Source organism: Maribacter aquimarinus (genome assembly GCF_047345505.1).
GTDB lineage: Bacteria > Bacteroidota > Bacteroidia > Flavobacteriales > Flavobacteriaceae > Maribacter.
The window spans coordinates 26024-48547 of the sequence record NZ_JBLFEO010000014.1 but is presented as its reverse complement, the minus strand read 5'-3'; the positions used below and the strand labels follow the sequence as shown (position 1 = coordinate 48547).

The window sequence follows — 22524 nt, the reverse complement described above, 5'->3', positions numbered from 1 at the left end:
TTTTGTTGGGGTTGTACCCTCTTTACGAATGTCCGGCACAGCGCTTGGGTTACCGTCGCCACAAGTGCGGGAACTGGAACGCTCCATCACCATATCCAAGTTACCTTTCGCCTCCGGCAGGGCCAATTACCTGGAGATCATTACCGCCCAAGAGAACTCCCTCACGGCCAAACTGGAACTGCTGGAGGTACAGGCAGGAAGGACGCAGAACCAGGTCCTGTTGTACAAGTCCCTGGGCGGTGGGTGGTTTTGGTGGTTTCAACGCCCAAGGCAGTAAGGCCAAAATGAAGGTTATGTCCTAAACCAACTTGTTATGGGTGATCGCAAAGAAATGACACCCAAGCCATTACCAGTTTAATTGGCTACCCACGGGCCAACCACTTCGTATATCCTACCCAATTTAATATCTTTAGGGATGCTGTTGGTTTTTTTATGGATTGATGACCTGTAAGCCGCCAAGAACATGGATGCACGAAAGTCTTTTGAGAAATTGTTGCCCAATGAAAGGGTGGAAGAACTTATGGCCATTGGCCGGAGAGAAGGTATCCAGAAAGGACAATACTACATCCGTGCAGGAGAAACGCCCAACAAATTTGCCTATGTGCTAAAAGGAATATTTAGATATGTGTACCTGAGCGAACAGGGCAAAGCGTTTACAAAGGGCATCATTTTGGAAGATCGCTTTATCTCTTCGTACTCGGCCATGATCTCAAACAAGCCTTCCTACTTTTTTATAGAGGCCTTGGAAGATGCCGAGTTGTTTTCCATTCCTTACGTAAAGTGGCGGCAATTATTGAAATCCGATCCTTTTTGGCCAAGCTTTCTACTGGGATTTGTGGAAAGGGGCTTCGGCATAAAGGAAAAAAGGGAAAGGGACATGCTCCTGCTCGATGCCCAAAGCAGATACCGCGAATTTTTGGAAGAATACCCCAATATGGAAAAAAGAATCCCGCAGACCGTCATCGCATCCTATTTGGGCATACAACCCGAATCCCTTAGCCGCATCAGAAAAAAACAGGCCCCTTAACATACATCAATGCAGTCGTGGTTTCCCAGTTTTACTTTTGACCTATTATCGGTTTAAAAAGTGAAGCGGGATGAAATTATACAACAACACCATACTGATCACCGGAGGAAGCTCGGGAATAGGACTGGCCTTGAGCAAACACTTCGTACAAACGGGGAATAGGGTAATCATTTGTGGGCGATGCCCTGAGAAATTGGAACGGGCAAAAGAACAATGTTCGGAATTGCACTTATACCAATGTGATGTTTCCGACAGGGGCCAGATTGATCTTCTGGTATCCCACATCAAACATAAGTTTGGCGAACTCAACGTCCTCATCAATAACGCTGCCATGGTGCACCGTGTTAATTTTCTTGAGACCAAAGGGGTCCTTGAGATGGCGGCGGCAGAAATGAAAAGCAATTTTCTGGGCCCCATTGGGTTGATTTATGAGCTATTTCCTGTTCTTTCCAGCAATCGCCATGCGGCCATCATCAACGTCACTACCGGGCTTGTATATACACCTAGGGCCTTGTACCCCTTTTACAATGCCACCAAAGCCGCACTACATTCCTTTACCCAAGTATTGCGCAAGCAAACGGAGGGGTCCAATGTGGAAATCATAGAAGTTCTTTTTCCAGCGGTGAACACACCTTGGCACGGCGGGAGTCCGCCAAAAATTGCCATTTCCACCGAACAAGCGGTCACCGAGATGATAAATGGCCTTAGCCGGGAAAAAACGGAAATTAGGGTTGCAGGGGTCCGTTTGCTCTATCTTCTATCAAGGATAGCGCCCAAATTCGCTTTTATGAAAGTAAACCGTCTAGCTTAAAAAAAAATGCTGACCCATCAGCTCAAAACAAGTGTTATGGCAACCTTTAAAAACAATGTTCTTAAACTCTCCTGGATACCCTATCTGCTCATTCTATTTGAGATGCTATATATGGCCACGCCTTTCGCAGTTTTCTTTTATTCCATTTATGAAGTGCCCTTGAAATTTTTGAATTTAAGCCCTAACACGGCCTGGATGCTGCAAACGGTCTTTCCCCATTTTGTGGAAACGAATAGTCCGTTCATTTCTATTTTGCTCGGTGCGGGATGGTTGTTCATGGGCGTGGGCATTCTGGTTTTTATCATTGCCTTTGTACAGATCTACTATGCCAAATTCACAAAAAAGGGTGCGGTTACCAATGGGCTTTATCGTTTTATCCGTCATCCACAATATACCGCATGGACACTTTTTGGATTGGGCATGTGTTTGGTCTGGTCTCGGATCATCGTATGGCTTATGTTCGTGACCATGACCTTCATTTACTATAAACTGGCAAAGGCCGAAGAAAGGGAATGCCTGGCCAAGTTCCCGGATTCTTACGGAAACTACATAAAAAAGACAGGGTTGTTCTTTCCCAAATTCTCCAAGGACAGCTCCGGTCGGAACATCACCCCAAAAAACTATTTCCATGCCCTCTTGTCCCAGCTGGCGGTTTATTTTGGTGCCCTGGTCGCCACCGTGCTCGTTGCCCACCTATTAAGGACGTACACCATACATAGCATTGCCAGCGATTTTAATGACCAATATACGGCCGTCTCGGTAACATACATGGCCCCGGAACAGATAAGGCGGGCCACGCAAGTACTGTTCAAGGATAAAAAAGTGCTGAACCAACTGGACAAGCACTTTGCAAAAAACGATAAAATGATACTTTACATTTTACCTCAGAATTGGAGCATTGAAGAGCTGGGAATGGAAAATAAAAGGAATCAATACCACAAAAATGCACGCAGGCAGCCGAGCATTTCGGCCCACGGAAACCCGCTGGATACGGATACGGAAAAAAAGCGGGTCATTGTTTCCCTGGCCAGACTTATGAATCCATCCAAAGACCGTAACTTTCTGTTTGACATGAAGCAACAGGTTCCTAAATTCTATGTTGATGTGGATTTGGAAAAGGGAGTGGTCACCAATGTCATCACCTCGCTTCCTCCCAGCATCTATGGAGATATACCAGTTCCGATGTATTGAATATCCAAGGTTTCGGGAAAGCTGAAATTTCCTGAGGGTTTACCATGTATTGCAAACGAGAGCTTAAACCAAAAAAATGCCAAGTACAGCCCTGATCTATTGCGAATACCATCGCTGCGCTACTTTTTGCGATGTAACCATAGCGGTGCCATGCCAAAATCGATGCAACCCGGGCATTCATTGTATCTCAAAACTTCATAAAGAAATTCCAATACATAATATGGGATAAAAACAAGGGTGGTTAAACATTCGTGTCGGGCCGATCTTGGCACCACCTACCCCCTGAACAGGAAAAACCGTTCCTTGAGCTCCTCTATGGCGGTGACCTTGTTGGTGGTAATGTACTTCAGGGCCTCGTCCGTGAACTCTTGACCTTTTTCGGTAAGGGAAACAATGTTGTTCTGCGTACGGACAAGGTTGTTCTTTGCGGCCAGTTCCAAGACCGTTTTGGCACGTACCTTTTGCCAGTTGATGTGCTCCCTAAGGTGGTTAACGTGCCGCTCCTCTTCTTCGGTATGGTTTTGGAGGTGCAACAGAAAGATCAAAAGGGAAACTTCCACGCGCTGTTGGCGCTCCCTGAACAGACCGGAAAACACCCCTTGTTTGGGCGCAAAGAGATAGGCCGTTAAAAAAAGCAGGCCCAGTACGGTGGTCATGGAACCGGCAATGGAGGCATCCAGCAAATGGGCCAGCCAGTAGCCGCCAATGGCCGCGATAATGCCGAACACACTGCTCAACAACAACATACGCTTTAAATCATCGGTGAGCAAATAGGCCGTGGCCGCAGGCGCAATGATCAGGGCCACGACCAAAACGGCGCCCACGGCATCAAAGGCACCCACAATGGTGACCGAGGAGACCGTCATGAGCCCATAATGCAGGATAACCGGCGAAAAGCCCAAGGTCGTGGCCAGGCCCTTGTCGAACGTGCTTAGCTTCAATTCCTTGAAAAACAGGAAGAGCAGCACCACGGAGACCAACAAAACCATACTGATCACCCAGAGCGATTTTGGCCCCATATCGGTGCCGGAAATGAGGAGCCGGTCAAAAGGGGCAAAGGCCAGTTCGCCCAACAGAACGGCATCGACATCCAAATGCACGTCATTGGCATTTTTGGCTATCATGATCACCCCGATGCTGAACAAGGCGGGAAATACCAGGCCAATGGCCGTATCTTCCTTTACCAGTCCGGTGCGCTGAATGAACTCCACCAGCATTACGGTAATGACCCCGGTCAGGGCCGCCAACAGAATGAGGAGGGGCGAGTTGAGGTCTTGGGTAATAAAAAAGCCCAATACAATGCCCGGCAGAATGGCATGGCTGATGGCATCGCTGATCATGGCCATTTTACGCAGCACCAGAAAGGTCCCGGGCAGGGCGCAGGCCACGGCCACCAAGGCTGCTATGAGCTGTATTTCCATCTGCGCGCTAGTCATTTTCCTTGCCTATTTGGTTGAACATGGAGGCGGCCTCCCGGTAGCCTTTCTCGGTCATGGCCCATTGGTTGCCCCGCAACTGTATAAACTGCTGTTCTTCCAGTTGCGTCAAGGTCTTGCGCGTAAATCCCTGAAAGTTGTTCAGGATGCGGATGGCGTGCGGGTGCGATACGTTCTCGTGCGTCTTGGCAATATGGTACATGAACGTCAGGGTCTTTTTTAAGTGCAGTTCCCTACGGTTTTTTCTAAAACGGATCTCCCGGAACAGCAGTCCCCGACCCGGGGAAAAGATAAAGGAGACAACGACAAAAAATGCCGCCACCAACACGATCACCGGTCCGGTGGAGAGGTTGTTCTGGCTGGCGCTGATGGCGGTGCCGAACACCCCGGACAAAGCCCCAAAAACGGAGGCCAAAGTGATCATAACGCCCAGGCTGTTGGTCCATTGCCTAGCGGCCGCTGCCGGTGCCAGCAGCATGGCGCTCATCAATACCACGCCCACGGTCTGCAGGCCCAAGACAATGGCCAGGACAATGAAGGTGGTAATGAGCACATCCAAAAAACGGGTGTTAAAGCCCAAGGTCTTGGTATAGTCGGCATCAAAAAGCAAGAGCTTCAGTTCCTTCCAAAAGAGCAGCAGCACCAGCAGACTGGTGCCCGTTACCATGGCCATGATCCACACATCCTCTTCCACCAAGGTGGCGGCCTGTCCAAAAAGGTATTTGTCCAGCCCGGCCTGGTTGGCGTTGGGCATTTTTTGGATGAAGGTGAGCAACAACATGCCAAAACCAAAAAACAGGGAAAGGATAAGGCCCAGGGCGGTGTCGCTTTTTAAGCGCGTGCGCTTTACAATGCCCTTGATCCAAAAGGTGCCTATGAGTCCGCTTACAAGGGCGCCGATGAGCATCACGTTGGTGTCCTTGATGCCGGTGATCAAAAAAGCGAGCGCAATGCCGGGAAGCGCCGCGTGCGAAATGGCATCGCCCAACAGACTCTGCTTGCGCAATACCGCAAAACTGCCCAGCATCCCGCAAATGGCCCCCAAAATGGCGGTGCCCAGCGTAATGGTGCGGAGGGTGTAGTCGGTAAAAAAGTCCGTGAGGTTCATTGTTTAGTGGGTAGTTCTTAGTGGGTAGTTCTTAGTGGGTAGTTTTTAGTGGGTAGTGGGTAGAGGGTAGAGGGTGGTTTTTATGTTAAATTGAGAATTCATTTTGTGGCGTATTTCGTTTATTTTATGTGATGTATTTTAAGTCGGATAGTGTTATTTATTTTTAAAATATTTCTGAAGGGCCGTAATCATCTTCGATAGTTCTGCCAGTTTTATTCTGAATTGTAAATTGATGTCATTATCAATATAGTTTCTTCTAAAAGCGATGGTAGAGCAAGTAACACATTCCCTGACCGAATCCATTGCAATTTGTACATACTTATTAAAGGATGCATCGCTCCCACCAGAACCTTCACTGATATTTAGAGCTATAGAATTCGCCGCGCGAACATATTGCGAGGTGAGTCGGTATGTTTCAACTTTAGGAAAGGTTTCCGTTATGTCATATACGTCATCCATAAAATCCAATGCTTTTTGATACACTTTTAAATCTTCAAAATTGAATTTAGGCGTTTCCATTGTTTAGTGGATAGTTGGTAGTCCTTAGAGCGTAGTTTGTAGCGGTTAAAAGCCAATACGAGGTGCTGGCCCTTGATTTAAATATGTTAAATGATGATATTTTCATTCTGATTCTTTTGTTTTTACTAATAGCTTGACAAGCATAACAATTAAGAACACAACACGCTATTGTACATCATACCATTTGTGTCCACAACATCAACTACCCACTTCCCTCTACTCACCACCGACTACCCTCTACCTCACTGATTCACCGCCACCTTATAATTGATGCCGTAGGTCTTGGTCAGGTTATCGTCATTGAAGATATCCTTTACCGGTCCGGAGGCAATGCCCTTGACGTTCAAGAAGGTTACCCAGTCGAAATACTCGGGAACAGTTTGTAAATCATGATGTACCACAATTAATGTTTTTCCGGCTTGGCGCAGTTCTTTCAGGATGTTGATGATGGCCTTCTCGGTGGTGGCATCCACGCCTTGAAAGGGTTCGTCCATCAGGTAGATTTCGGCCTGTTGCACCAGGGCGCGGGCCAAAAAGATGCGTTGTTGCTGACCTCCGCTAAGCTGACTTATCTGCCGGCCCTTGAACTCCAGCATCCCCACTTTTTCCAAGGCTTCCAAGGCGGCCTTCTTTTCCTTTTGACCGGGGCGCTTGATCCAGCCGAGGCTACCGTAGGTGCCCATCATCACCACATCCAGGGCGGTGGTGGGAAAATCCCAGTCCACACTCCCTTTTTGGGGCACATAGGCCACCTTGTCCACTTGCTTCTTATAAGGCTCACCAAACACCTGTACCGTACCCGCAATGGGTTTTATAATGCCCAAAATGGATTTGATCAAGGTAGATTTTCCTGCCCCGTTGGGCCCTACAATGGCCATGAGCACCCCTTCGGGGATAACAAGGTCAATGTCCCACAAGACGGGCTTGTAGTCATAAGCCACCGTGAGGTCGTCTATTTGTATGGCCGGATGGTTATTGCCCATGATTTAAATTCAGGTTCAAAAGATAAACATAAGTCCAATTCATTCTGGTGTTTTTTTTTTCAAGTGCCAATTCGGTCAGCGGTGCCCCTTCGCTGGCGCCCGGCCATCACGATCCCACAGTTTGCCACGTCGCGAGAAACTTGATTTCCAAGATCGATCCTGTTGCACGCTCCTCGCAAAGACTTCGCTGGCGCGGGCGTCTTGCCCGTGCCCATTCTCAAGTACTCTTCGTTGGCCGGAACGCCTAGCAATCAAAATTCAACAGTTTGCCGCGTCGCGAAAAACTTAATTTCCAAGATCGATCCTGTGGCACGCTCCTCGCAAAGACTTCGCTGGCGCGGGCGTCACGCCCGTGCCCATTCTCAAGTACTCTTCGTTGGCTGGAACGCCTAGCAATCAAAATTCAACAGTTTGCCGCGTCGCGAGAAACTTGATTTCCAACATCGATCCTGTTGCACGCTCCTCGCAAAGACGTTTTCTTTCGCTGGCGCGAGCGTCCTGCCCGTGCCCATTCTCAAGTACCCTTCGTTGGCCGGAACGCCTAGCAATCAAAATTCAACAGTATGCCGCGTCGCGAGAAACTTGATTTCCAACATCGATCCTGTTGCACGCTCCTCGCAAAGACTTCGCTGGCGCGAGCGTCACGCTCGTGCCTGTTTTCAAGCACTTCCATCAAATCGAAAACGTCCCTACCCATCCGTCCTAAACTAACCTCTGTCCAATAGCCCACCATCAACTACTTCAACGCCTCCACCATCGTATTGACATTATAGCGGAACATCCCCAAATAAGTCCCTTCTTCCGTACCGGGATTTCCCAGCGCATCGGAATACAAGGTGCCGCCGATCGCCACCTCAAAACCTTTGGAAAGCACCGCTTGCTGCAGCGCTTCAATGGTGCGTTTGGGAACACTGGTCTCCACGAAAATGGCCTTTACCTCTTTATCCATGATCAACTTGGCCAAGTTTTGCACATCCTGTACGCCCGCTTCGGTGGCGGTGCTTAGGCCCTGTAGGCCAACAACCTCAAAACCGTAGGCCTCACCAAAATAGTTGAAGGCGTCATGGGCGGTGACCAGGATGCGCTTTTCCCGGGGCAGGGTGGCTATGGTCTGCTCCATCTCGGCTTCCAAGGCATCCAGCTTCGCAAAATAGTGCACCTTGTTGGCCTCAAAGTACCCTGCGTTCTCCGGTTCCAGGATACTCAATTGTTCGGTGAGATAGGTTGTCACCTGGCGCCAATAGTCAATATTGAACCAAATATGGGGATCGTAGTTGGAGGCAAAATACTCCGAGCCGATCAACTTGTCCTTGTCCAAAACCTCCGCCAGGGCAACCGTATTGGTGTTTCTTCCCATTTTCTCAAATACGTCCACCAATTTGCCCTCCAGGTGCAGGCCGTTGTAAAAAACAACATCGGCATTGGTAAGTTTGGAGACATCGCCCTCGCTGGCCTTGTACAGGTGCGGATCCACCCCGCTGCCCATAAGCCCTTGCACGTTCACGGAATCGCCACCAATGTTGCGCACCAAATCGGTGATCATGGTGGTGGTGGTTACAATGTCCAGTTTGCCGTTGTTGGGTTTCTTGGCCTCCTGGCAACTGGCAAAAAGTACGATGGCAAGTACTAAAAGCGGGTATGTTCTCTTCATTGCTATGCTTCAAAAAATGTCTATTGCACCAAAAGCTGATGCCCGGTATTGGGGTTGATCATCCTTCATTCCATCAAACGGGTCACAACAACCGGGTCCAACCCTTTTGGTTCATCACGCTCCCCTTACGGGTGCCCTTGCTCAACTTTCCATATAAATATTTTCGGTGGCCGTCTTGGACAGGGAAAGGGTCCTTTGGCCCACCAACACCGTCATGCTCTCATCAAAGGACTCAATGTTAAGCACCTTGATCGGGGTCTCCAGGCCAATGTCATGCTTGGCCACATACTGCAAAAAGGCCGAGGAGTTGTCGTTAAAGCCCTTACAGATCCCGGACTCGCCCTCCTTTAGCTGGGACAACTTCCTTCGGGCCGCCCTGGGCAGCTCGCCCTGGGCATTGGGAATGGGGTCTCCGTGCGGATCGTATTCGGGCCTGCCCAGATAAACGTCCAGTTCCTCTACCAACTTGGGCGACTTTATATGCTCCAACTGTTCGGCCACGTCATGGACCTCGTCCCAGTCAAAATTCAACCGCTCCACCAAAAAATATTCCCAAAGGCGGTGTTTCCGGATGATGAGCAGCGCGTGCTTGCGGCCCTCTTCCGTCAATTGCACCCCATAGTATTTTTGGTAGTTCACCAATTTTTTCTCGGCCAAACGCTTCACCATTTCGGTGACAGATGCCGCTTTGGTCACCAACTTTTCGGAAAGACTGCTGGTGCTTATGCCCCCATCCTCCTCTTCCTGCAAATGGAAAATGGCCTTAAGGTAGTTTTCTTCAGAAGTGGTAAACATAATTTTAAACTAAAGTGTAAAGATACATTTTTAGTTTGAACAAAAATTATTAGGTTTGCCTAAAAATTATTTGATGTTTTTTTAAAAAATTAATGATGGTAGGCAAATTATTGTTGTTCTCAATGTTCATTGGCTCCCTTGCCACTAGCGTTGCACAAGCTCCAACCACTGTGCTAAAGGGTACGGTATTGGCAGGGGAAGACCCGGTTCCCTTTGCTGCAATCTATGTAGAGGGCGGTTCGGAGGGCACCCATGCCAATGCACGCGGACAATACCAACTTTCCCTGGCGCCGGGCACCTATACCCTTTTGGTCAGCGCCCAAGGGTACAGAAGTAAAGGCCAAGAAATTACGGTGGCAGCCAACACAACCACCATCCTGGATTTTGAACTGTTGGAAGATACCATGGGCTTGGACGAAGTGGTGGTGAGTGCCACCCGTAACCGCGTGCAGCGCAAGAATGCCCCGGTGATCGTATCCACATTGAGCCCTAGGCTGTTAACCGCCACCCAATCCCTGACCCTGGCAGACGGACTTAACTTTACGCCCGGGGTGCGCGTGGAGAACAACTGCCAAAACTGTGGCTTTACCCAGGTGCGCCTCAACGGCCTGGGCGGCGGCTACACGCAGGTATTGTTGAACAGCAGGCCCGTATTCACTTCATTATTGGGCGTGTACGGATTGGAGCAGATACCCACCAATACCATTGAACGGGTAGAAGTGGTGCGCAGCGGCGGATCGGCCCTCTACGGCTCCAATGCCATTGCGGGCACGGTGAACGTCATTACCAAGGACCCCATCTTGAACACTTGGGAGGTGGGCACCAATCTGGCCCTGATCAATGGCGAGGCGGCGGACCGTGTGCTCAACTTCAACACCTCGGTTGTGGCGGACGATCTCAATAGCGGGGTCACCGTTTACGGCACCTACCGAAATCGGGAAGCTTGGGACGCCAATGATGACGGATTTACCGAAATCGTGGCGCTGCGCAACAATACCGTGGGCGCCAAGGCCTTTATGCGGCCCAATGAGCGCAGTCGCTTGTCCGTGAACCTCAACGCCATAAGGGAATACCGCCGTGGAGGGGACCGCTTGAACCTCTCCCCACAATTTACCGATATTACGGAGGAACTGGACCACGACACCTTTGTGGGCGGGGCCGATTATGAAGGGTACAGTAAAGACAATACCGCCCAATGGCAACTCTATTCCTCTGCATCCTACACCAATAGGAGCAGCTATTACGGCGGATTGGGCGGCGGACGCACCCCACAGGACAGTGTTCTGGCCAACAATGCCTTTGGCAGCACCAGGGACCTGGCCTGGGTAAACGGGGCACAGTACACCAAAGCCTTTAAGAACAGGGACGTCCTTACGGTGGGTTCCGAATTTAACCATACGGAGACCCAGGACCAAATCCCCGGGTACGACCGTCTCATCGATCAAGGTGTAAACGCCCTGGGCGCCTATGCCCAGTACGAGTGGAAGCCCAGCGAGAAATTTACGGCCCTTTTGGGCACCCGGGTAGATCACGTGCAAGTGGATGGCGACTATTCCATTGGGGGCATTGATCGGGCCGTGGATATTGACCAGACCGCGTTTTCCCCCAGACTTACCATTTCCTACCAACTTACGGAAGATTTAAAATTCCGAGGTGGCTATGCCCGTGGTTTCCGTGCGCCACAAGCCTTTAACGAGGATTTGCACATTTCCAGCGTAGGGGGCGAGCCCTTGTTCGTGATATTATCGAACGATCTGGACACGGAATATTCCAATGCCTATACGGGATCCTTCAATTATTCAAAAAACATCGATCTGTTGCAGGTCGATTTTCTGGCTGAAGGATTCTTTACCACTCTGGAAGACCCCTTTACCCAGGTCAGCACCGGGGCCGTGCTGGACAATGGCTCCATTTTGGAGGAGGTTCGCAATGGTGAAGGAGCGCGGGTGTACGGCAGCAATTTTGAATTTGGGGTGTCTCCCGATCCGGAGTGGCGATTTCAACTGGGCGGTACGGTACAAAAGGCAGAATATGATGCGCCCCAAATCCTGTTTGAAAGCGATGGCACCCCTGGGGAAACGGATGTTACTGTAGATGAATTTGTTAGAACACCAAATTTTTATGGTTACTTGAATACAACTTGGATGCCCAATGAGGGTTTCAATCTGGATGTCACCGGTACCTACACCGGCAGTATGGTAGTGCCCAGGGTGGTGGGCGACAGTGGCTTTTTACAACTGAACGAGGTGGGTTCCTTTTTGGACATCAACCTAAAATTGGAGTCGCACCTTCATTTCAATGATGAGTTTATGATCACCTTTTCCGGAGGGGTAAAAAACCTGTTCAATAGTTTTCAGGACGATTTTGATGTGGGGCCCACCCGGGATTCGGATTATGTGTACGGGCCCATAGCCCCGCGCACCTTCTTTTTTGGCCTAAAGTTTGGAAAGTTGCACTAGGCCATTGCCGTCTTAGAGGCTGTAAATGAGCATGAGGGATGGTTAAGGAAATTTGTACAAGTTTTAGGGAAAAAGAGGCATTTGGCTGGCCGTTGCGGTGAAGTAATTTTGTTCCCATCAATTTAAAACCTTTACAACGGAATCTATGGAAACATCACAAACAGCACAGGAAGCCAAATTATTGGAAAACGCAAACGCCGTATTGGCATTGTTGGGGGAAGGAAAATTTATGGAAGCGATGAACGCCTACCTCGCCGATGACGTAAAGCTCTACGAGGGGAACAATCCCGCCAAGGAGGGGAAGGCCTTTTGCCTGGCCGAGGAACAGAAATTATTGGACACCGTAACGGCCTTTCACGGCTACCGCGTGTTAAGCGGCCCCGCGGTGAGCGGGGACACCACCTTTTATGAGGCCGTTATGGAATTTAGGACAAACGACGGCACCGAGCATAAATTTGAGCAGGTGGTGCGCACGGTCTGGAAGGACGGCAAAATCGTGAACGAGCGGTATTACCACGCTTAAATGGGTACGGTTAACAGTTTTGGCCCCGGGTTTTCAGGGATGCCCTGCAAAAGTGTCCCGTGACCAAGGGCAAAAGGGCGTAAGGTGTACGCTTTTGTGACATTGAAAAGAGCCGCCACCCCTTGCCAACGGAATGGGAATTGCAAAGCAACGGTAAGCGGCGGCTCTTTTAAAATGGGACCTGTTTGGATTTGACCGCAGTATAAAAAAGAACCATGCACAGTTTAAAATACATTTTTTTGATCACTGCCTTTATTGGGGCCACCATGCTGTCCTGGGCACAGGAACGGGAAATTCGGTGGATGACCTTTGAGCAGTTGGAAGACTCCTTGGCCGTACAACCCAAAAAGGTATATATAGATTTCTATGCGGAATGGTGCGCTTATTGCAAAAAAATGGACCAGGCGGCCTACAGGGACCCAAAAATTATCCAAATCCTGAATACCGAATACTACCCGGTAAAAATGAATGCCGAGTCCACCAAGGCCATTGCCTTTGATGGAACGGTTTTCCAAAACAAGCAGCTGGGAAAAAAAAGGAACCCCGTGCATGACCTTCCCCTATTGCTGGCCTCAAGGGGGAACGCCCCTTTTTCCTTGCCCGCCGTGGTGATTCTGGACGCGTCCTTTCGGGTAAGGGAGCGGCATTTCCAGTACCTGTCTCCCAAACAACTATTTTCTTTGGTCACAGAACACATCCCATACTGAGGCCTGGATGGCTTCTTTCTCCCCTACAACCACTTGTGATGCAAGGGCATTTGCCTGGTGCAGACACCACAAGGCCTAACCGCCATTTTCACTGGCCTCCGCTAGATCAATGCACTATTGGCGCTGCAATTCCCAACGCAGGGGATATCGATGGAAGTGCTTCACACCATTTGTTAATATCGTTACATTGGCTTGGATGGCATCATGGTGTTTACTTTTTACAAAAGCAGGTACTTACCTTTATAAAATCTTCGATTTATAAAAATATGAACGTTTCACCTCTAACTTCAATACCATCCAAATGAAAACAAGCGTATTTTTCCCACTTTCCGTGTTGTTTCTCCCCTGCCTTGTCTTTTCGCAGATAACGGTTACCAGTCTTAACGTTAGTAAAAAGCACAGTTATGGTCATCGCACCAGTTTAAATCTGAGCATACCGGTGGAAGAGGGACAGAAGTTCTTTAGATTGAACACCGAGAAATCCCAGTTTACCGGCATCACCGATGATACCGGCCTTGATTTGACCGCCAGCGGAAAAGGCGTGTTAAAAGAGAATCTTTACACTTACCTGGACCCTGAAACCAATACCGTTGATGCTGCGTTGCAGATAGATGGAACGCCTGCCAAAGGGGCAAGAACAGTGAGTTTGACCGGTACGTTGGTGATGGAGTACCAGGACGATTCCAAAACTGAGGAAGTTACCTTGAAGATGCCCTTCAGGGACGCCATACAAAAGCCCGTGCTCACGAACATAGGTTACATTACCATTATGGCTTCGGGCTCATTGACAACAAACGATGGCGTGGAATACCAAACCTTTTATTTAACATCCGAGGTTCCCCTTACCTCCTTGGAAGTTGTGGGAGGGGATGAAAGCCAAGCGTACAGGGAACTGGGCATGGCTCTGGAAGCCAACAACTTTGTGCTTACAACGGAACCCGACAACATTACCCTGAAGTTGGGGGTTGCGGCCGTAACAACGGTAGAGGTTCCTTTAAAATTGGAGTTTGGCATAGGGCTTTAGGCCTATCGTACCGGGGAAACCCTTTTTACCTTGATCGTGGCCAGAAAATGGATCCCCGAGACAGCCCTTTGTCCGGCCATGTTCAAGGGCACCGTTAAGGAAACAAAGCGGCTTCCGTTACCCTTCATTTTTGGGCCATTGTCATCTGCTAGGTCCATAAGGGAAAACCTGTTGGCGTTACGGGCAAAGGCGTTGGTACGGAATTTTTGCGTTTCCACCTGAACCACCGCCACCAGGTATGCACGCCCTTGCCCCAGTGTGTTGCAAGGGGCTTGTGCACAATGGGATGACCAAAAAAAATGGAAATACAACCTATGGCCCAACAGTGGGCGGCCCTTTTCTTGGCCAGATTTGCGTTAACCGTTTTTATGAGCCACAAGCGTTGCGCCTTTGTAATCAGCGGCCAAAATAGGGCGGCAGGCCTCATTGGCATATAAATTCCCGCCAATGGCACAAGGAAACATATCATCCATACAATTGCCCCAAAACAAGATGTCCGATCTATTATTTTTAAATCGGTGTTTACCTTTTTAAAATTAAGATACCAATCCATATAAAAACAATAAAAATTATGAGAACAATGAACGCTTTACTAGTGCTGGGACTGCTCCTTATGAACAGTTCGTGCACCTACTACAATCCGCTTGACCGAAAGGGTGCACCAGAAGAATCGGAAAGTTATCATTTAGAAATGGACTATTATCAACTAAGTCTCGAAGCCGAAGATCGCCAGCTGCGAAACGAAATGTTGATGATTATGGAAGCTATGGAAGATGGGAGAACAGAAGGGAAAGGGCGCTATGAAGAAATTCAGGAAAGACGATCCGTAATCGCAGACAATCTTGCCTGGAACGAGTCCCTTAGAGGCCGTGGACCAATAATAGGGGGCGGTCCATTCCCTCCAAGATGTGATGAACGACCAGATTTGTTACCATGCCCCATAGCCATCGAGGCACTTGAGAATTTCTACCTGACCAATGAGCAATGGCAAAAAAGTGGCGACAGCGGTGCTATTGAATGTTTTGACGAGAAAGGCAACCTTGTTGGCAAAATGGTGGGTACAAGTGACGTTGTTGAAAGCGACGGATTTTTTCTAAAGGCCGAAATGGAATACGAAGCCGATAGGGTGTATGAAATTAGAATAAGAAATTTGGACGTTTATGGAGACCTTAGAACCTCCGTTTTTCGAGTGGAAAGATAATCCGTATTTTATTTACCTTTAAAAGCCTCCTTTGTGGGGCTTTTGCTTATGAAACCAACTCGTGCTATTTGTGGTATTGTTTTTTTGTTTCCCACCATCTTCTTTTCACAAAGCCAGAAGGACAAGGGGGAGTTAATGTATGCTTTTTTTGAAAAGGGCTACCACCATGTATATGTCCAAAAAGACAGTGCGTATCATAATCTGGAAAAGGCATTGCAAATAGCGTTGGAAATTGGCGATTATGATTCCAGTCTTGGCATTCTTGATCATATGATCATTACCGCAGATTACCATCACGATCTACCAAAATTCCGCGGCACACTTCAGCGGGTGGACACATTACTGACCGACGAAGAAATTACGCCAAAGATACAAGGTGTAAAAGACTGGAGCACAAACTATTTGACATGGCTTGCCTCTTACCACTTCGAAACCAAAGAATTTTCAAAGGCAAAAGATCTTTATAGAAAGGCGCGTACCTACTTTGATGAACTTACCACAGAAAGCCTTTCGGCCGTGCAAGCCCAAAGATTATACGCCATATATAGCTCTTTGGGCACAACATATTTGAACTTGGGAAATTTTGAACTGGCAGAACTGAATTTCTCAAGATGTATCGAATTGGTAAAGACCCATGAATTCTTGAAGCAAAATTCAGAGCATTACATTGTTTCAACAAATCAATCCAAAGCGCAGTTGTACACCCGTATGGGCAAACATGCTGAGGCAAACCGTTTTTATATCACAAATTTAAACTGGACTAAGACGTACTATGAGCAGGATAAAAAATTTAAGAACAATGTACTTAACGCTTACCAGAAGATAACACAAAGTTACATTGCTCAAGACAGTCTTAAAAAAGCGCTGTATTTTTTAGAAGAAAGCAATCCGTATCATTTGCCCAACGACCCGTTTTACAAAGACGCACTGCTGTTCTATGGTGCTATTTATGTTGGATTGAACGAAAACGAAAAGGCATTGGATATTTTAGAAGAAGCCTTGGCGGTTTTTACCAAATTTAGGGAAAGTGACGCCCACCAGGACATCGCCGAGGTCCACGGCAAGATCGCCGAGCTCCACTTAAAGCAAAAACAACATCAGCAAGGCCTGATAGCCATTGAAAAAGGCCTCCGCGCAGCGGGAAACGACATCCAATGGACCACTTTGCAACAAAACCCGGATCCTGAAAACGTTTTTTCAAAGACCCAGTTGCTCTATTTGTTGGATGTGAAGTCGCAGCTTTTGCAAGGCCGTTATGATGCCACAAAAGAGGCGCGTTACCAAGCGGCCCTACTGCAGACCAGCCGTGATATGCTGGCCACTTTCGATTTGCTGAAAAGCGAGTTCGACAGTAAGCTGGACAAACAATTTTTGGCCGAAAAGGCCTATCCTATTTTTCACCGGTTGATGGAAACGGCCCATAAGGCCTACGAAAAAGATGCTTCCAGCGAAAACCTGGAGTTGGCCCTGAACATCGCCGAAAAGAACAAGGACTTTCTTTTGCTCGAAGCCCTGCGCAACGCCCAGGCCACTGAATATGGCAATGTGCCAAAGACGGTTTTGGAAAAAGAAGCGCAACTGCGCGCACAGATCACGCAGGTGGAAAAGCAATTGTTCGATGCCAACGCCACGGAAAGTCAATTCTCCGGGATGCTCTTCAATCTAAAACAAGAATACTATGCCTTTTTGGATACCCTAAGGACCAAATACCCAAAATACCACCAACTGAAATATCAAAACAGAAGCTTGGACCTGGCGACCTTGCGAACCAGGGTCTTGGACGATAAGGGCACGCTGATTTCGTACACCATGACCGAAGATGAGCTGTATGCCATTACACTTGACCGATCCAGGGAAAAATTTTTAAAGCTCCCTTTTGGGGAAGCCGATCGGGAAAACATCCGAAAGTTTTACCGCTTGCTTTCAAGCCCTTCGATCAAGGATCCCGGAAACGAGATTTCAGATATGGGCCACGCCCTTTTTAAGGGCATCCTACAAAAACCCTTGGAGGGGTTCCGTTCGGAAAACCTGACCATTGTCCCCGACGGAGAATTGCACTACCTTCCTTTCGATCTCTTACGGGAAAACGGTTCGTATCTTTTGGAGACCGCAAACATAGGCTATGGCAATTCGGTTACCTCTTTGCTGGAACTGAAAGAAAAGAAACGGGCCAATGACAACAAGTTGCTGGCCTTTGCCCCCAGTTTCTCGGGAGCCGTGGCCACAAATCCCGATCGGCAGTTTGGCAAATTGTTGTACAATGACGATGAGGTGGCTAAAATAAGTCTGTTCTACGACACCGAAACGCTAACGGACCAAAAAGCGACGCTCGATAATTTTAAAGCCAAAACTGCGGGATTCAACATTGTGCACCTGGCCACACACGCCTCGGCCAACGACGAACACCCCGACTATTCCTACTTGGCCTTTACCGAAACAAAGGATAGCGAGGAGGGAAATATCCTCTATATCAAAGACCTGTACAACACCATCTTAAATGCCGATATGGTAACCCTCAGTGCCTGCCAGACCGGCATTGGAAAACTGCAAAAAGGGCAGGGCATGTTAAGCCTCTCCAAGGGCTTTTATTACGCGGGCGCAAAATCGATCGTGAACACCCTTTGGAAGATCAACGATAAGAGCACCGTAATGTTGATGGATCATTTCTACGAAGGATTGAGCAAGGGAAAATCGAAAAAGGAGGCCCTGCGCGAGGCAAAGCTCAAATATTTGGAAACCACCGATGACGAATTCCTGAAGCATCCCTATTATTGGGCCGCGTTCGTGGTCTCCGGCGACACCGCACCTATTTCCGAAAACGGTAACTGGTGGTACCTGGGCCTGGGAGGCGTACTGATGGCCACCCTGTTGTTGGTGATCGTCAATAAGAAAAGAAGGTCTGGAAATGTGTGAAGCAGAGTTGTGGTTTTCTTTTTTAGGATGATTTTTGTTTTCCAAAAACCCCGCGCCAAAAGCTCCTCCCTTTGGACAAAGGGAGGTGTCCAACTTGTTGGACGGAGGGTTCGACCCGCAAGGCCGCTCACGTACTGCCTGGCATAACTTACTGGAGAACAAAAAAGCACCGAGGCTCCCAAGGCAAACCCTCCGTCTCCGCGGGCGGAGCCACCTCCCTTGGCCTCAAGGGAAGAACCCTTTTTTTTCATCCCTTTGTTCTAAAAACCACCACGCTTAACCAGCTCCTCCCTTTGTTTTTTATCCCTTTTTAAAATTCTCCCGAATCTCCATCATTACCGACTGAAAATTATCGAAGACCATTTTGTTCTCAAATCGTATGACCTTATACCCCATTCCTTCAAGGTAGGAAGTCCTTTTTGCATCGTATTCCACTGCGCTGGGGTTCATATGCACCTCCCCGTCCAATTCAACGATCAGCCGCTCCGAGGCACAATAAAAATCAACAATATAGTTGCCTATACTATGTTGTCTTGTAAACCGTTTTCCGTCCAGTTTTCTGGATTTCAGATGTTTCCAAAGAAATGCCTCCGCAGGAGTCAAGTTTTCGCGCAGGGTCTTCCTGCGCCCGGAAAGTTCCTTTTTAGTGTGTACTCTTTCGTTCTTTTTCAAAACGTCTGTATTTTTAGGCGCTGTCCTTGGTTTCAAGGGTAGAGCTTTTGTTGTTTCAACCTTTGTTCTAAAAACCCACTTAACCAGCTCCTCCCTTTGGACAAAGGGAGGTGTCCAACTTGTTGGACGGAGGGTTCGACCCGCAAGGCCGCTCACGTACTGCCTGGCATAACCTGCCGAAATGCAAAAAAGCACCGAGGCTCCCAAGGCAAACCCTCCGTCTCCGCGGGCGGAGCCACCTCCCTTGGCCTCAAGGGAAGAACCCTTTTTTTTTCATCCCTTTGTTCTAAAAAACCCACGCTCAAAAAGCTCCTCCCTTTGGACAAAGGGAGGTGTCCAACTTTGTTGGACGGAGGGTTCGACCCGCACAGCCGCTCACGAACTGCCGCGACCGCACTACCATAAGGCCTAAGGCCACGTGAGCACCTTTGCGGGTCCAACTCCCCATCCGGCAAAGCCGAATTTCCCCTCTTGGTCCCAAGAGGGGAGCTTTTTTGGTTTCAACCCTTGTTCTGGTTAGAAACCTGTCCTTTGTTTGCGAGGTTGGGGCGACTACAAACCACTCAACAACTCCCGGGCAGCTTGGGCCTTGAAACCGTTTTGTTGCACCAATATTTCCAGCTGATCTTTGGACTTGTTCAGTTCATTTCGCTTTAAATGGGAAAGTGCCAGATACCAAATGGCCCGGTCCTTCAATTCACCATCCGTTGAAATATATTTTTCCAAAAGCGGAATGGCCTCTTCGTGCCGGTTCAATTGCATCAATACGATGGCCTCATAAAATTCAAGGTACGAATCGGTCTGTTTTTGTTGCAGTTCCTTAAAAAGATCAAGCGCCTGGCCATAATCGCCATCTTCATAGGCCGTAAAGGCACGGTCTTTCAATGCTACCATCTCATTGCCCCGCTCAATGGGGTGCACCACGTTCTCATAGGGCACAAAATTGGCCGCATACAATTGCTCGGCATTCAAATCGGGTTCCGTAAACCATAACAGCCAGGCGCCCAGGCCCACCAGGGCGGCAACCGAAGCGGCAACCAGCCAGGGCCTCAACGATAATACCTTAGTTTCCTTTTTCACGGGAACACGGTCTTGCACCTCTCTTTCCCTTTCTATGTTAAGGTTGGAGAAGAGCGAATTGATCTCACGTCGTTCCTCTTTTTTCAGGGCAGACTGTAGATCCCGCTCAAAATCGAAGGCTTTAGCGAATGCAGTGTCCGTTTCGCGCAAACGCTCCAGCTCGGCCAATTGACTATCGGAGAGGGAACCTTCGAAATATCCGTTGATCAATGCTTCTTTATCCATTATGCTTTCCTATTAATTGCTTTAAAGATTTTAGGCAGCGGCTTTTTTGGCTCTTTGCCACATCTTTGTTGTCATAACCCTGTTTTTTGGTGATCTCATCCAACTTCATCCCCTGTAAATAAAAGAGTTCCAGGATTTCGCGGCACTTTTCGCCCAATTTTTTAAAATTCGCCACCAGTTGCCTTTGATATTCATTGGGCCCTTGGTCCTCAAACACATCTTCCATCACGGCCGTTTCCCTTTGATCAAAAATATAATCTTCATCGGTGGCCATTTCCTTGGTGTCCCTGAACTTTTTAAAGAGCATGAACTTTCCGGTACTAAAAAGATAGGTTTTTAGGCTGCTCTTCAGATCATCCAACTTTCCCGCCAGGGCGTTTTCATACACGGCAATGACGGCATCCTGAAAGATATCTTCCAGCACTATGTCATCTTTGGTATATCGGCGCGCAAACCTGAAAAACTCGGTCTTGTACTCAAGATATACATCCTTCAATGCATTTCTATCCCTTTTTTTTAGCTGGGAGATACGCTGCTCATCGGTCATTAATGCGGAATTGGTTATAAAGTAAACACAAGATAAGTCAAAAATCTAAGTAGGGCACTGTTTACATTTTGAAGCCGCGGGTACCAATGGCCGTAAAACATTTAAAAAAGAATGAGATGAATCTAAAGAATTTACTGCCTTTGGCACTGCTCGTATTATTTTCAATGGGATGTGATAAGGAAGAACTCCAGGAAAGCGGCGCCGTAAGTTTTATGGACCCGGCCCTGGATCAGGGCATTTCCTTGAAACTGACCTACCCCGATGGTAGCACCAAAACGATAACAGGGAACAGGGTGCTTGGCTGGCATAAGGGACAACTTTTAAATGGAGATCATTTTAGAAGCCTTAACGGTGGCGGAAATGGGCCGAGGTTCGATTTGCGATTTAGTTTTCCGAAAGCGGTAAAGGCGGCCGATGTCATAGCGGGAAATCACACCTTTCGAACTACAAGGCTAAGGCTGGAAGATACCGGTAATTTAGACCAGACCCAAGTAGAGTTTTGGTTGGATTCCGTTGAGGGTAATGGGGAATTTGACCCCTACACCAATGTTACCGGCACGCTTGCTTTCAAGGAAGACTTCAAGGCATTTGACCAGACCTATGCCATAGTGGCCGATATTGATGGTGAGGTCATAAACCGAAAAGGGGAAAAGGTAACCATTAAAGGTGGTTTTTGGAGCAAAAAACTTTTGATAAAAATCTAATTGTCAAGAGCATTGGGATTGGGATGTTCATTTAGTTTTTGAAATAAACCAAAATGTATCCCCGCTCCACAGGAGGGTAATTAGGAAGCGGACTTTACAGAGCCCGGAAATTTCCCCCGAAAAAAAAGGGGTTCCAACCATGAAATTAAAATTTCCACAAAGTCATGTTTACCTTTTTAGATTATTGGAACAAAGGCTTGTATAACTTTTAAAACCAAAAAAATGGAAATTTTAAAAATGAATTTAAAGTATCTAATGGTTGTCATGGTGGGCGCAGCCCTTTTTTCCTGCTCAAAAGCCGAAGACGGGGCAATTGGTCCTATTGGCCCTAAAGGAGAGCAAGGCATTCAAGGGCCAGAGGGGCCAGAGGGACCCGCTGGTGAAGACGGAGCCGATGGTGCGGATGGTGCAGATGGCAATGCCAATGTGATCGCTTCTGACTGGTTTACATTTGAAAACTCCGATTGGGTGCCAAACACGCTCCAGACCACGGCAACGGTAACTAAAGACGCTCCGGAAATTACACAAGCGGTCATAGACAATTCCGTCATTCTGGTTTATAGACAAGTAATAGCCCCTGCAGAGGGGCCTACACCTTTGCCCGTATATAATGGAATTTGGTACACCAACTTCACGCTTAGACTCGGAGAAATCATGTTTCGAGTCATTCGTACCGATGGTAATAATGTAGTTGTCGGCAATAGTTCAAATACAGAGTACAGGTATGTCATCATACCCCCGGCAGCTACAACCAGTGGAAAATCGGCCGGTCTTGATTACCATAAAATGTCTTACGAAGAAGTGATGGACCACTTTGGCCTAGCGTATTAGTGTTCGTTGAGTTAGTTTGATGAAAGGCCCGATGCCATTACTGCATTGGGCTTTTTTTGATTTTGGTGTTTACTTTTTAATAAGGGCGGTACAAACCCATAGGAAACAACTCAAAAG

22 protein-coding genes are annotated in these 22524 nt (G+C 48.0%); 12 read left to right on the top strand and 10 right to left on the bottom strand.

Annotated features, from left to right (window positions below; genetic code table 11):
• Positions 1 to 28 precede the first annotated feature (28 nt).
• The 4 genes from ACKWCC_RS11445 (at position 29) to ACKWCC_RS11430 (ending at position 3029) form a co-directional block, all read left to right on the top strand.
• The gene (locus tag ACKWCC_RS11445) at positions 29 to 277 is read left to right on the top strand and encodes a hypothetical protein (RefSeq protein ID WP_413996074.1); all 249 of its coding nucleotides are present in this window, start codon (positions 29 to 31) and stop codon (positions 275 to 277) included.
• A gap of 186 nt (positions 278 to 463) precedes the next feature.
• Positions 464 to 1027, top strand: coding sequence for a Crp/Fnr family transcriptional regulator (locus ACKWCC_RS11440; RefSeq protein WP_413996073.1), 564 nt, complete (start codon positions 464 to 466; stop codon positions 1025 to 1027).
• Between the two features lie 70 nt (positions 1028 to 1097).
• Positions 1098 to 1838: an SDR family oxidoreductase gene (locus ACKWCC_RS11435; RefSeq protein ID WP_413996072.1), complete on the top strand. Its 741-nt coding sequence runs from the start codon at positions 1098 to 1100 to the stop codon at positions 1836 to 1838.
• Positions 1839 to 1874: 36 nt separating this feature from the next.
• Positions 1875 to 3029, top strand: a complete 1155-nt coding sequence (locus ACKWCC_RS11430; RefSeq protein ID WP_413996071.1) for a methyltransferase family protein — start codon at positions 1875 to 1877, stop codon at positions 3027 to 3029.
• A gap of 275 nt (positions 3030 to 3304) precedes the next feature.
• Here ACKWCC_RS11430 and ACKWCC_RS11425 read toward each other — a convergent pair whose 3' ends face one another.
• From ACKWCC_RS11425 to ACKWCC_RS11400, 6 genes are all read right to left on the bottom strand, one after another.
• The gene (locus ACKWCC_RS11425; protein ID WP_413996070.1) at positions 3305 to 4465 is read right to left on the bottom strand and encodes a metal ABC transporter permease; all 1161 of its coding nucleotides are present in this window, start codon (positions 4463 to 4465) and stop codon (positions 3305 to 3307) included.
• Positions 4458 to 5573 carry a metal ABC transporter permease gene (locus ACKWCC_RS11420; protein ID WP_413996069.1) on the bottom strand — a complete coding sequence of 372 codons (1116 nt, stop codon included), beginning with the start codon at positions 5571 to 5573 and terminating at the stop codon, positions 4458 to 4460. The genes ACKWCC_RS11425 and ACKWCC_RS11420 overlap by 8 nt, the downstream gene beginning before the upstream one ends.
• A 153-nt stretch (positions 5574 to 5726) precedes the next feature.
• Positions 5727 to 6092 (bottom strand): four helix bundle protein, encoded by a 366-nt coding sequence (locus tag ACKWCC_RS11415; protein WP_413996068.1) that lies wholly within the window; start codon positions 6090 to 6092, stop codon positions 5727 to 5729.
• Between the two features lie 242 nt (positions 6093 to 6334).
• On the bottom strand, positions 6335 to 7075 hold the full coding sequence (locus tag ACKWCC_RS11410; RefSeq protein ID WP_413996067.1) for a metal ABC transporter ATP-binding protein: 741 nt from the start codon (positions 7073 to 7075) through the stop codon (positions 6335 to 6337).
• A 736-nt stretch (positions 7076 to 7811) separates the two neighbouring features.
• Positions 7812 to 8726, bottom strand: a complete 915-nt coding sequence (locus tag ACKWCC_RS11405; RefSeq protein ID WP_413996066.1) for a metal ABC transporter solute-binding protein, Zn/Mn family — start codon at positions 8724 to 8726, stop codon at positions 7812 to 7814.
• Between the two features lie 141 nt (positions 8727 to 8867).
• Complete coding sequence (locus tag ACKWCC_RS11400) at positions 8868 to 9521, bottom strand: metal-dependent transcriptional regulator (protein ID WP_413996065.1); 654 nt, start codon at positions 9519 to 9521, stop codon at positions 8868 to 8870.
• A gap of 92 nt (positions 9522 to 9613) precedes the next feature.
• Here ACKWCC_RS11400 and ACKWCC_RS11395 point away from each other — a divergent pair, with 92 nt between their 5' ends.
• The 4 genes from ACKWCC_RS11395 to ACKWCC_RS11380 all read left to right on the top strand — a co-directional run bounded on the left by ACKWCC_RS11395 (position 9614) and on the right by ACKWCC_RS11380 (position 14234).
• A complete protein-coding gene (locus ACKWCC_RS11395; protein WP_413996064.1) occupies positions 9614 to 11980 on the top strand; it encodes a TonB-dependent receptor in 2367 nt (788 codons plus the stop codon).
• A 145-nt stretch (positions 11981 to 12125) separates the two neighbouring features.
• Positions 12126 to 12503 (top strand): hypothetical protein, encoded by a 378-nt coding sequence (locus tag ACKWCC_RS11390; protein ID WP_413996063.1) that lies wholly within the window; start codon positions 12126 to 12128, stop codon positions 12501 to 12503.
• 215 nt (positions 12504 to 12718) lie between these two features.
• Positions 12719 to 13210, top strand: coding sequence for a thioredoxin family protein (locus tag ACKWCC_RS11385; protein WP_413996062.1), 492 nt, complete (start codon positions 12719 to 12721; stop codon positions 13208 to 13210).
• 301 nt (positions 13211 to 13511) lie between these two features.
• A complete protein-coding gene (locus tag ACKWCC_RS11380; RefSeq protein ID WP_413996061.1) occupies positions 13512 to 14234 on the top strand; it encodes a hypothetical protein in 723 nt (240 codons plus the stop codon).
• 2 nt (positions 14235 to 14236) lie between these two features.
• On the opposite strand, the gene ACKWCC_RS11375 is transcribed toward ACKWCC_RS11380, so the two are convergent.
• Complete coding sequence (locus ACKWCC_RS11375) at positions 14237 to 14392, bottom strand: hypothetical protein (protein ID WP_413996060.1); 156 nt, start codon at positions 14390 to 14392, stop codon at positions 14237 to 14239.
• A gap of 413 nt (positions 14393 to 14805) precedes the next feature.
• On the opposite strand from ACKWCC_RS11375, the gene ACKWCC_RS11370 reads away from it, so the two are divergent.
• Together ACKWCC_RS11370 and ACKWCC_RS11365 are read left to right on the top strand one after the other, a co-directional pair.
• Complete coding sequence (locus ACKWCC_RS11370; protein WP_413996059.1) at positions 14806 to 15435, top strand: hypothetical protein; 630 nt, start codon at positions 14806 to 14808, stop codon at positions 15433 to 15435.
• Positions 15436 to 15570: 135 nt separating this feature from the next.
• A complete protein-coding gene (locus ACKWCC_RS11365; RefSeq protein ID WP_413996058.1) occupies positions 15571 to 18348 on the top strand; it encodes a CHAT domain-containing protein in 2778 nt (925 codons plus the stop codon).
• A 300-nt stretch (positions 18349 to 18648) separates the two neighbouring features.
• Here ACKWCC_RS11365 and ACKWCC_RS11360 read toward each other — a convergent pair whose 3' ends face one another.
• The 3 genes from ACKWCC_RS11360 to ACKWCC_RS11350 form a co-directional block, all read right to left on the bottom strand.
• Positions 18649 to 19020 carry an endonuclease domain-containing protein gene (locus tag ACKWCC_RS11360; RefSeq protein WP_413996057.1) on the bottom strand — a complete coding sequence of 124 codons (372 nt, stop codon included), beginning with the start codon at positions 19018 to 19020 and terminating at the stop codon, positions 18649 to 18651.
• 552 nt (positions 19021 to 19572) lie between these two features.
• Complete coding sequence (locus ACKWCC_RS11355; RefSeq protein WP_413996056.1) at positions 19573 to 20325, bottom strand: hypothetical protein; 753 nt, start codon at positions 20323 to 20325, stop codon at positions 19573 to 19575.
• Positions 20318 to 20872, bottom strand: a complete 555-nt coding sequence (locus ACKWCC_RS11350) for an RNA polymerase sigma factor (RefSeq protein ID WP_413996055.1) — start codon at positions 20870 to 20872, stop codon at positions 20318 to 20320. Before ACKWCC_RS11350 ends, ACKWCC_RS11355 begins: the two co-directional genes overlap by 8 nt.
• A 116-nt stretch (positions 20873 to 20988) precedes the next feature.
• Between ACKWCC_RS11350 and ACKWCC_RS11345 the strand changes: the two genes are divergently transcribed.
• Both ACKWCC_RS11345 and ACKWCC_RS11340 read left to right on the top strand, forming a co-directional pair.
• Positions 20989 to 21576, top strand: coding sequence for a hypothetical protein (locus ACKWCC_RS11345; RefSeq protein WP_413996054.1), 588 nt, complete (start codon positions 20989 to 20991; stop codon positions 21574 to 21576).
• 222 nt (positions 21577 to 21798) lie between these two features.
• Positions 21799 to 22407 carry a hypothetical protein gene (locus tag ACKWCC_RS11340; protein WP_413996053.1) on the top strand — a complete coding sequence of 203 codons (609 nt, stop codon included), beginning with the start codon at positions 21799 to 21801 and terminating at the stop codon, positions 22405 to 22407.
• Positions 22408 to 22524 lie beyond the last annotated feature (117 nt).

What these genes read in the sequence shown, in the direction of transcription:
- ACKWCC_RS11445 (WP_413996074.1), top strand. Translation starts at nt 29, where the DNA reads ATGTCCGGCACAGCGCTTGGGTTACCGTCGCCACAAGTGCGGGAACTG.
- ACKWCC_RS11440 (WP_413996073.1), top strand. Translation starts at nt 464, where the DNA reads ATGGATGCACGAAAGTCTTTTGAGAAATTGTTGCCCAATGAAAGGGTG.
- ACKWCC_RS11435 (WP_413996072.1), top strand. Translation starts at nt 1,098, where the DNA reads ATGAAATTATACAACAACACCATACTGATCACCGGAGGAAGCTCGGGA.
- ACKWCC_RS11430 (WP_413996071.1), top strand. Translation starts at nt 1,875, where the DNA reads ATGGCAACCTTTAAAAACAATGTTCTTAAACTCTCCTGGATACCCTAT.
- ACKWCC_RS11425 (WP_413996070.1), bottom strand. Translation starts at nt 4,465, where the DNA reads ATGACTAGCGCGCAGATGGAAATACAGCTCATAGCAGCCTTGGTGGCC.
- ACKWCC_RS11420 (WP_413996069.1), bottom strand. Translation starts at nt 5,573, where the DNA reads ATGAACCTCACGGACTTTTTTACCGACTACACCCTCCGCACCATTACG.
- ACKWCC_RS11415 (WP_413996068.1), bottom strand. Translation starts at nt 6,092, where the DNA reads ATGGAAACGCCTAAATTCAATTTTGAAGATTTAAAAGTGTATCAAAAA.
- ACKWCC_RS11410 (WP_413996067.1), bottom strand. Translation starts at nt 7,075, where the DNA reads ATGGGCAATAACCATCCGGCCATACAAATAGACGACCTCACGGTGGCT.
- ACKWCC_RS11405 (WP_413996066.1), bottom strand. Translation starts at nt 8,726, where the DNA reads ATGAAGAGAACATACCCGCTTTTAGTACTTGCCATCGTACTTTTTGCC.
- ACKWCC_RS11400 (WP_413996065.1), bottom strand. Translation starts at nt 9,521, where the DNA reads ATGTTTACCACTTCTGAAGAAAACTACCTTAAGGCCATTTTCCATTTG.
- ACKWCC_RS11395 (WP_413996064.1), top strand. Translation starts at nt 9,614, where the DNA reads ATGATGGTAGGCAAATTATTGTTGTTCTCAATGTTCATTGGCTCCCTT.
- ACKWCC_RS11390 (WP_413996063.1), top strand. Translation starts at nt 12,126, where the DNA reads ATGGAAACATCACAAACAGCACAGGAAGCCAAATTATTGGAAAACGCA.
- ACKWCC_RS11385 (WP_413996062.1), top strand. Translation starts at nt 12,719, where the DNA reads ATGCACAGTTTAAAATACATTTTTTTGATCACTGCCTTTATTGGGGCC.
- ACKWCC_RS11380 (WP_413996061.1), top strand. Translation starts at nt 13,512, where the DNA reads ATGAAAACAAGCGTATTTTTCCCACTTTCCGTGTTGTTTCTCCCCTGC.
- ACKWCC_RS11375 (WP_413996060.1), bottom strand. Translation starts at nt 14,392, where the DNA reads ATGGACCTAGCAGATGACAATGGCCCAAAAATGAAGGGTAACGGAAGC.
- ACKWCC_RS11370 (WP_413996059.1), top strand. Translation starts at nt 14,806, where the DNA reads ATGAGAACAATGAACGCTTTACTAGTGCTGGGACTGCTCCTTATGAAC.
- ACKWCC_RS11365 (WP_413996058.1), top strand. Translation starts at nt 15,571, where the DNA reads ATGTATGCTTTTTTTGAAAAGGGCTACCACCATGTATATGTCCAAAAA.
- ACKWCC_RS11355 (WP_413996056.1), bottom strand. Translation starts at nt 20,325, where the DNA reads ATGGATAAAGAAGCATTGATCAACGGATATTTCGAAGGTTCCCTCTCC.
- ACKWCC_RS11350 (WP_413996055.1), bottom strand. Translation starts at nt 20,872, where the DNA reads ATGACCGATGAGCAGCGTATCTCCCAGCTAAAAAAAAGGGATAGAAAT.
- ACKWCC_RS11345 (WP_413996054.1), top strand. Translation starts at nt 20,989, where the DNA reads ATGAATCTAAAGAATTTACTGCCTTTGGCACTGCTCGTATTATTTTCA.
- ACKWCC_RS11340 (WP_413996053.1), top strand. Translation starts at nt 21,799, where the DNA reads ATGGAAATTTTAAAAATGAATTTAAAGTATCTAATGGTTGTCATGGTG.